Annotated in this window: 4 protein-coding genes; all 4 read left to right on the top strand. The window is 76.7% G+C overall.

What is annotated here, in order from left to right; genetic code table 11:
• Nucleotides 1-17 precede the first annotated feature (17 nt).
• On the top strand, nt 18-6,458 hold the full coding sequence (locus tag ACIP4P_RS43570; RefSeq protein ID WP_400929597.1) for an amino acid adenylation domain-containing protein: 6,441 nt from the start codon (nt 18-20) through the stop codon (nt 6,456-6,458).
• Between the two features lie 29 nt (nt 6,459-6,487).
• Nucleotides 6,488-7,597, top strand: a complete 1,110-nt coding sequence (vioD, locus tag ACIP4P_RS43565) for a capreomycidine synthase (protein WP_400929594.1) — start codon at nt 6,488-6,490, stop codon at nt 7,595-7,597.
• Nucleotides 7,598-7,637: 40 nt separating this feature from the next.
• Nucleotides 7,638-8,669, top strand: a complete 1,032-nt coding sequence (gene gntD, locus ACIP4P_RS43560) for a guanitoxin biosynthesis L-enduracididine beta-hydroxylase GntD (RefSeq protein WP_400929591.1) — start codon at nt 7,638-7,640, stop codon at nt 8,667-8,669.
• 130 nt (nt 8,670-8,799) lie between these two features.
• Nucleotides 8,800-12,569, top strand: a 3,770-nt coding sequence (locus tag ACIP4P_RS43555) for an amino acid adenylation domain-containing protein (protein ID WP_400929588.1), incomplete at its 3' end; no start/stop codon positions are given.

Below are 12,569 nucleotides of genomic sequence, written 5' to 3'. Positions count from 1 at the left end.
CCACGAAGGAGCACCCCGTGGCCCCCGCCCCCCGCAGCGCCGAGGTGCTGCCGGCCTCCGCCGCCCAGCGCCGGTTCTGGCTGATCGACCGGCTGGAGGGCCCGAGCGGCGTCTACAACACCGCCGCCGCCCTGCGGCTGCGCGGACCGCTCGACGTCGACCACCTCCGGCAGGCCTTCCAGCAGCTGGTCGACCGGCACGAGGCGCTGCGCACCGTCTTCCCGGCCCGCGACGGCGTCCCGGTCCAACTGGTGCTGCCCCGCCGCGCCTTCGAGCTGGGCCTGACCGAGGCCCCCGGCGCCGACCCGGCCGAGGTCGAGGAGCTCACCGGCCGGCTCGCCGAGCGGCCCTTCGACCTGGCCAAGGGTCCGCTGCTGCGGGCCGAGCTGATCGCCCTCGGGCCGCAGGAACACCTGCTGGTCGTGGTGCTGCACCACATCGTGGTGGACCGCTGGTCCTTCGGCCTGCTGATGTCCGAACTCTCCGAGTGCTACGGCGCCCTGGCCGAGGCCCGCCCGGTCCGGCTGCCCGAGCTGCCGCTGCGCTACGCCGACCACGTCGCCCACCGGCAGGCCGTGCTGGACGGCGGCCTCGGCGACCGGCTGCTCGCCCACTGGCGCGAGCGGCTGGCCGGCGCGCCGCAGGCCCTGGAGCTGCCCGGCGACCGGCCCCGCCCGGCGGTGCGCAGCTTCCGCGGCGCGACCGCCCCGGTGCGCCTCGGTCCGGCCGCCTCGCAGGCCGTCCGCGACCTCGCCCGGGCCGCCGGGGCCACCCCGTTCATGGTGCTGCTGGCCGCCTTCCAGGCGGTGCTGGCCCGGCACGCGGGCACCGCCGAGGTCGTCGTGGCGACCGGGCCCGCCACCCGGGCGCCGGGCACCGAACTGCTGGTCGGCGCGCTGGTGAACACCGTGCTGCTGCGCACCTCGCTGGCCGGCGACCCGAGCTTCACCGAACTGGTGGAGCGGGTGCGGGGCACCGCACTGGAGGCCTTCGAGCACCAGGAGCTGCCCTTCGACCGGCTGGTCGAGGAGCTGGCGCCCAGCCGGGACCTCTCCCGCAACCCGCTGGCCCAGGTCGGCTTCGTGCTGCAGAACGCGCCGGCCACCACGCCCGCGCTGGCCGGCCTGGCCGTCGAGCCGGTGGCCGTGGCCCGGGACAGCGCCCACCTGGACCTCGACCTCCAACTGACCGAGGAGGAGGGCTGCTTCACCGGCTTCGCCGAGTTCGCCCGGGACCTCTTCGACACCCCCACGGTGACCCGGCTGCTCGGCCACTGGACCACCCTGCTGACGGCCGCCGTCCGGACCCCGGCCACCCGGCTGTCCGAACTGCCGCTGCTCACCGCCGCCGAACTGGCCCGGGAGCTGCACGACTGGAACGACACCGACCGCGAACTCCCGGCCGGCCGGCGGGTGGACGAGCTGTTCGCCGCCCAGGCCGCCCGTACCCCGCAGGCGCTCGCGACGGTCGACGAGTCCGGCTCCCTCGACTACCGGGGGCTGGACGCCTGGGCGGGCCGGATCGCCCACCGGCTGCGCGCGCACGGCGTCGGGCCGGAGGTGCCGGTGGCGCTCTGCCTGGAGCGCGGCGCCGGGCTCAGCGCCGCCATGCTCGGCACCCTGCGGGCCGGCGGCGCCTTCCTCGGCCTGGACCCGTCCTACCCGGCCGACCGGCTGGCCTTCATGATCGACGACGCCCGGCCCGCCGTGGTGGTGGCCAACCGGTCCACCGCGGGCGCGCTCCCGGCCGGCGTCGAGGTGCTGCTGCTGGAGGAGATCGCCGAGGACGGACCGGAGTTCGACCGCGGCGAGGACGACGGCAGCGGCGACCCGGCCGGCACCGGCGAGGCCAACCTCGCCTACCTGGTGTACACCTCCGGCTCCACCGGGCGCCCCAAGGGCGTCGCCGTCACCCACCGCGCCATCGTCAACACCTTCGCCGGGCTGGCCCGTTCGCACGGCTTCGGGCCCGGCGACCGGATGATCGCGCTGCACTCGCCGAGCTTCGACCCGGCCGTGCACGACTGCCTGGCCCCGCTGCTGGTCGGCGCCGCCGCCGTCTTCCCCGCGCCGCACGCCGCCCGCGACCCGCGGCACTGGGCCGAGCTGGTCGCCCGCCACCGGGTGACCGTCTGGTCGATGGGACCGGCCGGCACGGAGGCGATGCTGACCGCCGCCGAGGAGCACGGCCTGGCCGTGGACAGCCTGCGCGCCGCGCTGATCGGCGGGGACGTGCTGCCGCCCGCGCTGCCGTCCCGGCTGCGGGCCGCCGCGCCCGGCTGCCGGGTGGTCAACTCGGCCGGCGTGGCCGAGGCCGCCTTCTGCAACAACGAGTACCCGGTGCCCGAGGACGCCGCCCCGGCCGCCCCGGTGCCGTACGGCCACCCGCTGGACAACCAGCAGTTGCTGGTGCTGGACGGGCTGCTGCGCCCGGTGCCGGTCGGGGTGCCCGGCGAGCTGTGCGTGGCGGGCGAGGGCCTGGCCCGCGGCTACCTGGGCCGCCCCGGCCTGACCGCCGAGCGCTTCGTGCCGCACCCGTACGGCCGGGTGCCGGGCGCGCGCCTCTACCGCACCGGCGACCTGGCCCGCCGCCGGGCCGACGGCGAGCTGGAGCTGCTCGGCCGGGCCGACCACCAGGTCAAGATCCGCGGCTTCCGGGTCGAGCCGGGCGAGGTGACCGGCGTCCTGCTGGGCCACCCCGCGGTGGCCGACGCGATCGTGGTGGCCCGCGAGGCGGCCCCCGGCGACAAGCGGCTCGCCGCCTACTGGACGGCGTCCACCGACACCCCGGCCACCGCCGCGTCGCCGGCCACCACCGCGTCACACGCCACCGCCGCCGAACTGGCCGCCTGGCTGCGCGAGCGGCTGCCCGGCCACCTGGTCCCCGCCCTGTGGACGGAGCTGGCCGCGCTGCCGCTCACCCCCAACGGCAAGGTGGACCGCGCCGCCCTGCCCGAGCCGGCCGCCCCCGCCGGGCCCGCCGACCGGCTCGCCCCGCGCACCGCCGCGGAGGCCGCGATCGCCGGGATCTGGCAGCGGCTGCTGGAGCTGCCCGAGGTCGGTGTGCTGGACGACTTCTTCGCCCTCGGCGGCCACTCCCTGCTGGCCAACCGCCTGGTCGGCGCGGTGCGCGCCGAGTTCGGCGTGGAGCTGCGGCTGCGCGAGGTGTTCGGCGCGGTCACCGTGGCCGCCCAGGCCGAGCTGGTCGAGCGGCTGCGCGCCGAGGCCGACGGCACCCCGGCGACCGGCGCCGCCGCACCGCTGCCACCGGTCCTCCCGGCCGACCGCACCCAGCCGCTGCCGCTCTCCTTCGCCCAGCAGCGGATGTGGCTGTTCGACCGCTTCGCCCCCGGCAACCCGGCCTACCACGTGCCCACCGCGGTACGGATCGGCGGCGAGCTGGACCCGGCCGCACTGGCCGCCGCGCTGCGCGGGCTGACCGCCCGGCACGAGGTGCTGCGCACCGTGCTGCCCGAGGTGGACGGCGTGCCGACCCAGCGGGTGCTGCCGGTCGGCGAGGCACCGCTGACCGTCCGCGACCTCGCCGACGGCGAGCAGGCCCGGGCCGTGGTCGACGCCTTCGTCACCCGCCCGTTCGACCTGACCGCCGAACTCCCGATCCGCGCCCTGCTGCTGCGGGTCGCGCCGGCCGAACACCTGCTGGTCCTGGTGATCCACCACATCGCGCTCGACGGCTGGTCGATGGGCGTGCTGGTCGAGGACCTGGGCGCGCTCTACGACGGCCGCGAGCTGCCCCCGCTGCCGGTGCAGTACGCCGACTACGCCCGCTGGCAGGCCGACCGGGCCGCCGAGGGCCGCTGGACCGACCAGCTGGCGCACTGGCGCGAGCGGCTGGCCGGCCCGCTGCCGGTGCTGGAGCTGCCCACCGACCGGCCCCGCCCGGCCGTACCGACCCTGGCCGGGGCGGTGCACGGGTTCGAGCTGCCCGCCGAGCTGACCGAGCGGCTGCGCGCCCTCGGCGCCCGGCACGGCGCCACCCTGTTCATGGTGCTGCTGGCCGGCTACCAGACGCTGCTGGGCCGGCTCTCCGGCGCCCAGGACGTCCTGGTCGGCACCCCGATCGCCGGCCGCGGCCAGCGCGAACTGGACGGCCTGGTCGGCTGCTTCGTCAACAGCCTGGCGCTGCGCGGCGACCTCTCCGGCGACCCGGCCTTCGCCGCCCTGCTGGAGCGCACCCGCGACCGGACCCTGGCGGACTTCGACGCCCAGGAGGTGCCGTTCGAGCAGGTGCTGGACGCCGTCGGCGCCGAGCGCGACCCGGCCCGGCACCCGGTGTTCCAGACCATGCTGACGCTGCAGAGCGCCCGCCCGCCCCGGGCCGGCTTCGCCGGGCTGCGGGTCGACCCGCTGGACGCGGACACCGGCTCCTGCCTGATGGACCTGATGTTCACCGCCGTCGAGCGGGACGGCGGGCTGGCCTTCACGGTCGAGTACGCGACCGACCTGTTCGACCCGGCCGGCATCGCCCGCCTGGCGCACCGCTTCGGCGTGCTGCTGTCGGCCGCCGCCGACGCGCCGGACACCCCGCTGTCCGGGCTGCCGCTGCTCGACGCCGCGGAGCGCCGCACCGTGCTCACCGAGTGGAACGACACCGCCCGCCCGGTCCCCGCCGGGGGCCTGCACCAGCTGGTCGCGGCGGCCGCCGCCCGCACCCCGGACGCCCCGGCGCTGGAGCACGAGGGCCGCACCACCGGCTACGCCGAGCTGGAGGCCGCCGCCGAGCGCTGCGCCGCCCGGCTGCGCGCGCTGGGCGTCGGCGCCGGCAGCGTGGTCGCGGTGCACGCGGCCCCGACCCCGCGGCTGGTCGCCGCCCTGCTCGGGGTGCTCAAGGCGGGCGCGGCGTTCACCACGCTGGACCCGGAGCTGCCCGAGGAGCGGCTGCGGCTGCTGCTGGAGCTGTCCGGCGCCGACCTGGTGCTCACCGACGGCCCCACCGCCCTCCCGCTGCCGGACGGGCTGCGGACCGCCCCGATCGACGGGCCGGACGAGCCCACCGCAGCGGTCGGCCCCGCCCCGGCGACCGAACCGGATGCGCTGGCCTGCGTGTTCTTCACCTCCGGCACCACCGGCACCCCCAAGGGCTCGATGTTCACCCACCGGGGCCTGGTGAACTTCGCCCTGGCGATGGCCGAGGAGTTCCGGCTCGCCCCCGGCGACCGCTTCCTGCAGCTGGCCTCCACCGGCTTCGACGTCCTGCTGGAGGAGCTGTTCCCGGCCCTCGCGGCCGGCGCCACCGTGGTGCTGCCCGGCGCCCGGCTGCTGGCCGGCGGCGTCGACCTGACCAGCTACCTGGCGGAGCACCGGATCACCGGCCTCGAACTGACCACCGCCTACTGGCACGACTGGACCGCCGAGCTGGAGCGCACCGGCGCCGCGCTGCCGCCGTCCCTGAAGTTCGTCGCGATGGGCGGCGAACGCGTCCGCCGCGACCTGCTGACCGCCTGGCAGCGCCTCGGCGTCCCGCTGGTGCACGTGTACGGGCTCACCGAGGTGACCTGCACCTCGGCCACCCGGCGGGTCACCGACGAGCCGGTGACCGGCGAGGGCCTGCCGATCGGCCGTCCGCTGCCCAACACCGCCGTCTACCTGCTGGACCCGGCCGGCCGCCCGGTCCCGGTCGGCTCCCCCGGCGAACTGTTCCTCGGCGGCGCCGGCCTGGCCCGCGGCTACCTCGGCCGCCCGGGCCTGACCGCCGAACGCTTCGTCCCGGACCCGTACGGCGAGCCCGGCGCCCGGCTCTACCGCACCGGCGACCTGGCCCGCCACCGGGCCGACGGCGAGGTCGAGTTCATCGGCCGCGCGGACCAGCAGGTGAAGATCCGCGGCCACCGGATCGAGCCCGGCGAGGTGGAGGCCCGGCTCGCCGAACTGCCCGGCGTCGGCACCGCGGCGGTCGTGGTCCGCGAGGACGAGCCCGGTGAGCAGCGGCTGGTCGGCTATGTGACGGCCGCCCCCGGCGGCACCCCGGACGTCCTCGAACTGCGCACCGCGCTGCGCGAGCGGCTGCCCGAGTACCTGGTGCCCTCGGCCGTCGTGCTGCTGCCCGCCCTGCCGCTGAACGGCAACGGCAAGCTCGACCGCGGCGCCCTGCCCCGGCCCGGCCGGGCCGAGCTGGCGGACGGCGCCTTCCAGGCTCCGCGCACCCCCGCCGAGACGGAACTCGCCGAACTGGCGGGCGAGTTGCTCGGCCTGTCGGCCGTCGGCGTGCACGACGACCTGTTCGACCTGGGCCTGCACTCGCTGCTGGCCGCCCGCTTCGCCGCCCGGGTCCGGGAGACCTGCCGGGTCGAGATGCCCCTGCGGGTCTTCTACGAGGCGCCCACCGTCGCCGAGTTGGCCCTGCGCGTGGTCCAGCTCCAGGCCGAGGAGACCGACCCGGACGACCTGGCCGCCCTGCTCGCCGAACTGGAGGCCGAGGACGGCCTCGCCACCGCCTGACCTTCCGACCCGGCCCCCTGGAGGAACCCGTGACCATCGCCCCGGCACTGCTCGAAGACTGGCTCCGCGAGCGGTACTTCACCACCACCTACGACATCAGCAGCAGCGGTGTCGAGAACTACACCGTCGACCAGGTCCTCGCCCTGGCCGGCACCGACGCCGCCTCGCTCGGCGACATCGTGTTCCGCGACAGCCACTCGCTGGGCGGCGAGCCGCTGCGCGCCGCGCTCGCCGAGCGGCACGGCACCGACCCCGGCTCGGTGATCGCCACCCAGGGCTCCAGCGAGGCGATCTACCTGGTCGTGCAGGCCCTGCTGAAGCCCGGCGACGAGGTCGTCGTCCAGGCGCCCGCCTACCACGCCCTGGTCGAGGTGGCCGCCTCGCTGGGCTGCCGGATCGTCCCCTGGGCGATGCGCACCGAGCACGGCGTCGTCACCAACGAGGACGAGCTGCTGGCGCTGATCGGCCCCGCCACCGCCATGGTGGTGGTCAACTTCCCGCACAACCCGACCGGCGCCACGGTGACCCCGGACCAGCAGACGGCGATCGTCGACGCCTGCGCCCGCTACGGCACCTGGCTCGCCTGGGACAACGCCTTCCAGCACCTGGTCTACGACCGCGCGCCGCTGCCCGACCCCGCCCCCGGCTACCCCCGGGCGATCTCCTTCGGCACCCTGTCCAAGGCCTACGGCCTGCCGGGCCTGCGGGTCGGCTGGGCGCTCGCCGCCCCCGAGGTGCTGGCCGGCTGCGTGCGCCGCCGCGACTACACCAGCCTGGCGCTGTCCCCGCTGGTCGAGGCGGTGGCCACGCACGCCGTCCGGCACGCCGACGAGCTGCTGCGCCCGCGCCTGGCCCAGGCCACCGCCAACCGCGCGGTGCTGGCCGAGTGGCTGGCCGAGCACCGCGACCGGGTGACCGCCGACCTGCCGGCCGGCGGGGTCACCGCCTTCCCCGAACTCACCACGGTGGCGGACGTCACCGCGTTCGCCGACCGGCTCGACCGCGAGCACGGCGTCCTGGTCGTGCCCGGCGCCTGCTTCGGCGCCCCCCGGCACATCCGGCTCGGCTTCGGCGGCGCCTCCGCCGAACTGGCGGCCGGCCTCGACCGGCTCGCCGCCCTGCTGCCCGAGGCCCGCTGAGACCGTCCGCCGTCCCACCTACCTTCCCGAGGTCGACCCCATGAACACGCTCACGCTCACCCCCGCCGACGCCGACGCCGTCGACGCCCTCCTGGACGAACTGACCGGACGCCACGGCGACGTGGAGGACCAGGCCCTCCAGGACGAGCTGACCGTCCAGTCCCACCGGCTGCCCGAGGCCCTGCGCCGCTTCCTCACCGACTTCCGGCTGCACGAGCCGACCGGCGTCTGCGTGGTCTCCGGCTACCGCGTCGACCAGGACCGGATCGGCGCCACCCCGGCGCACTGGCAGCACCGCACCGGGACCTCCCCGACGCTGCGCGACGAGATCTTCCTGCTGCTGTGCGCGTCGCTGCTCGGCGAGCCGATCGCCTGGGCCACCCAGCAGGACGGCTACCTGGTGCACGACGTCCTGCCGGTGGCGGGCCACGAGGACGAGCAGATCGGCACCGGCAGCAACCAGACCATCTTCTGGCACGTCGAGGACGCCTTCCACCCCTACCGGGGCGACTACGTGGGCCTGCTCTGCCTGCGCAACCCGGACCGGGTGCCGACCACCTTCCTCGGCGTGCAGGACCTGGTGATCTCCGCCGAGGACCGGCGGGTGCTCGCCGAGCCGCGGTTCTACATGCTGCCCGACAACTCCCACCTCCAGATGCTGGACAGCGGCCCCGGCCGGACCCTCCCCGGCCAGGCCGAACTGCTCCACCAGGCGCACGAGCGGCTGAAGCGGATGCGCGACGACGCCGCGCCCGTCCCGGTGCTGTTCGGCTCGCCGACCGACCCCTACCTGTGCCTGGACCCGTACTTCATGGACCTGGACCGGCTGGACCCGGAGGCCCGGGGCGCGCTCCAGCGGCTCTCCGACGAGATCGACCGCAAGCTCGGCGGCGCCGCGCTCGCCCCCGGCGAGATCGTCTTCGTCGACAACTACCGCGCGGTGCACGGCCGCAGCTCCTTCGCCGCGCGCTTCGACGGCACCGACCGCTGGCTCAAGCGGGTCAACGTCGCCCGCGACCTGCGCCCGTCCCGCGACGCCCGGGCCGCCGCCGGCTCCCGCGTCCTGTTCTGAGCGCGACACCGCCGGCCGCCCGGCGCCACCACCCGCCGCGCCCGCCGCCGCACCGACTCCGCCGTCCGTTCCGCGCCTCCGGGCGTGTCCGACACGCCCCAGCCGGCCAGACCTTCTCCGGGAGAGCACCGTGAGCACCACCCAGTCCGCCACCGCGCCGTCCACCGACCGCACCGCCGCCGCCGTCGCCGGGGCCACCGGCAGCGCCGCCGACACCGCCCGCCGGATCGCCGAGCTGTCGCCCGACCAGCGGGCCCGGCTGGAGGCCCGGCTGCGCGAGCGGCTGGCCGGACGCCCGGCCGCCCCGGCCGGGGTGCCGCGCCGCGCACCGGGGGCGCCGGTGCCGCTCTCCTTCACCCAGGAGCAGATCTGGCTGGCCCAGCAGCTCGCCCCGGAGTCGGCCGCGTACAACGTGCCGATGGCGGTGGCCTGCACCGGCCCGCTGGACCCGGAGCGGCTGGCCGGCGCGTTCCGCACGGTGATCGCCCGGCACGAGGTGCTGCGCACCACCTTCGCCGCCGGCGCCGACGGCTCGCCGGTCCAACTGGTGCGGGAAGGCGCCGGGTTCACCCTGCCGGTGACCGACCTGCGGTCGACTCCGGGCGGCGTCGAGGCCCGGGTGCGCGAGCTGCTGGCCGAGGAGGCGCACACCCCGTTCGACCTGGCCGCCGGACCGCTGCTGCGGGCCGCACTGCTGCGCACCGGCGAGCAGGAGCACGTACTGCTGCTGACGGTCCATCACATCGCCGTCGACGCCTGGTCGGTGAACGTGCTGCTGGGCGAGGTCGGGGCGGCCTACCGGCTGGCCGACGGACCGGCCGGCGTCGAACTCCCGCCGCTGCCGGTGCAGTACGGCGACTTCGCCGCCTGGCAGCGCGGGCGGCTGGACGGCACCGCCTACCAGGAGAGCCTGGACTACTGGCAGCAGCGACTCGACGGCCTGACCGACACCCCGCCGCCCGCCACCACCACCGGCCGCCCCGCCGGCCGCCCCGGCGCCGGCTCGCACGGCCTGGAGCTGCCCGCCGAGGTGGCGACCGGCCTGCGGGCCCTGGCCGCCCGGCACCGGACCACGCTCTTCACGGTGACGCTGGCCGCGCTCCAGGTCCTGCTGCACCGCTACGGCTGCGGACCGGACCCGGTCGTCGCCACCCCGGTCGGCGGCCGCGAGCGCACCGAACTCGAAGGCCTGATCGGCTGCTTCGTCAACACCCTGCTGCTGCGCGGCGACCTCTCCGGCCAGCCGACCTTCGCCGAACTGCTGGACCGCACCGCCGAGGCGACCCGCCAGGACCTCCGGCACCAGGAGGTGCCCTTCGAGCAGCTGGCCGCGGGCCTGCGGGCCGGCTCCCCGGACGGACTGGCCCGCACCATGCTGGTGCTCGACCAGGCCGCACCGGGCGCCGCCCCCGAGGACGCGCCCGGCGACCTGGTGCTGCGCCCGCTGGACGGGGCCGGCCCGGCCGACGCCAAGCGGGACCTGACCTTCACCGTCTCGGAGACCGGCGACACCCTCGCCCTCACCCTGACCTACCGCACCGACCGCTACCAGGAGCGCTCCGCCGAGCGCCTGCTCGCCCACTACGCCACCCTGCTGCGCGAGGCCTGCGCCGACCCGCACCGCCCGATCGGCCGGCTGCCGCTGCTCACCGCCGCCGAACGCGCGCTGGTGCTGGACACCTGGAACGCCACCGCCCTGGACGTGCCGGCCGGCACCTTCCACGGCCGCTTCGCCGAGCAGGCCGCCCGCACCCCGCAGGCCGTCGCGGTGGTCGGCGCCGACGGCACCCACCGCTACGCCGAGCTGGACCGGCTCGCCAACCGCCTGGCCCACCACCTGCGCGGGCTCGGCGTCGGCCCGGAGACCCCGGTCGGCATCTGCCTGGAACGCGGCGCCTGGACGGTGACGGCCCTGCTCGCCGTGCTCAAGGCCGGCGGCTGCTACGTGCCGATCGACCCGGCCCAGCCGCAGGAGCGGATGGCGATGATGCTCGCCGACACCGCCGCGCCCGTGGTGATCACCCGCGCCGCCTCGGCCGACCGGCTGCCGGCCGGCGTGCGGGCCGTGGTGGTCGAGGAGCTGGCCCTCGACGCGCTGCCCGACACCGCCCCGGAGGTCGCCGTCGACCCCGGCCAGGCCGCCTACGTGCTGTTCACCTCCGGCTCCACCGGGCGCCCCAAGGGCGTGGTGGTCGAGCACCGCCAGGTGCTCAACTACCGCACCGCCGTGGTCTCCGCACTCGACCTGGCGGCCGGGGCCGGGTACGCGATGGTGCAGCCGTTCACCTTCGACTCCTGCGTCACGGTGCTCTCCGCCGCCCTGCTCGGCGGCGGCACGCTGCACATGGTCGACGCCGACACCGCCTCGGACGGCCGGCTGCTGGCGGCCTACTTCGCCGAGCACGCGATCGACTACCTGAAGATCAGCCCCTCCCACCTGGCGGCCCTGGAGGGCCCGGCCGCCGAGCACCGGGTGCTCCCCCGCCGCGGCCTGATCCTCGGCGGCGAGGGCTCCACCAGCACCCTGGTGCGGGACCTGCTGGGCCGGGCCGACTGCGCGGTGCTCAACCACTACGGCCCCACCGAGACCACGGTCGGCGTGACCACCCACCGGCCGCGGGCCGAGGAGCTCGCCACCACCCCGACCGTCCCGATCGGCCGACCGCTCGGCAACGTGCGGGCGTACGTCCTCGACGAGCGGGGCGAGCCGGTGCCGGTCGGCGTGCCCGGCGAACTGCTCATCGGCGGCGCCCAGGTCACCCGCGGCTACCTCGGCCGCCCGGGCCTGACCGCCGAGCGCTTCGTCCCGGACCCGTACGGCGAGCCCGGCGCCCGGCTCTACCGCACCGGGGACCTCTCCCGCCGGCTGCCGGACGGCGCGATCGAGTTCCTCGGCCGGCTGGACGACCAGGTGAAGATCCGCGGCTTCCGGATCGAACTCGGCGAGGTGGAGTCGGCGCTGGCCGCGCTGGCGCCGGTGGCGGCGGCCGCGGCGGTGGTCCGCGAGGACCGGCCGGGTGACCGGCAGCTGGTCGGCTACCTGGTCCCGGCGCCCGGCGCCGAGCTCGAACCGGCCGCCCTGCGCGCCGAGTTGGCCACCGCGCTGCCCGGCTACATGGTGCCGTCCGCGCTGGTGGTGCTGGACGCCCTCCCGCTCACCGCGCACGGCAAGCTGAACCGCCGGGCGCTGCCCGCCCCGCCGCGCCAGGAGGCCGCCGCGGGCCGGACCGCGCGGAACGAACGCGAGGCCGCCCTGAGCCGGATCTTCGCCGAGGTGCTGGGCACCGACCGCGAGCCGGGCATCGACGAGAGCTTCTTCGACCTCGGCGGCCACTCGCTGCTGGCGATGCGGCTGGTCGCGGCGGTGCGCTCCGGACTGGCGGCGGAGCTGGGCGTGCGGGACGTCTTCGAGGCGCCCACCGTGGCCCTGCTGGCCGAGCGGCTGGAGCTGGCCCGGCCTGCGGCCGCCCTGCCGGAGCTCGTCCCGGCCGAGCGCCCCGCGCGGATCCCGCTCTCCCACGCCCAGTCCCGGCTCTGGTTCCTCAACCGGATGGAGCGCGGGGCCGGGGCCTACGCGATGCCGGTGGTGCTGCGCCTGCCCGGCGCGGTGGACCCGATCGCGCTCCAGGCCGCGCTGGACTCCGTGGTGGAGCGGCACGAGACCCTGCGCACCCTCTTCCCGGAGACCGACGGCGAACCCCAGCAGTCCATCCGCCCCGCCACCCCGGGCCTCGTCCCGCTGACCGTCCTGGCCGTCGACGGCGACGCCGCGGCCCACGCCCGGATCGCCGAGCTCTGCGCCCGACCGTTCGACCTGACCACCGAACTCCCGCTACGCGCCGCCCTGTTCACCACCGCACCCGACACCCACCTGCTCACCCTCGTCCTCCACCACATCGC

Source organism: Kitasatospora sp. NPDC089509 (assembly GCF_044749365.1).
GTDB lineage: Bacteria > Actinomycetota > Actinomycetes > Streptomycetales > Streptomycetaceae > Kitasatospora.
This window is presented reverse-complemented; position numbering and strand designations above follow the sequence as displayed.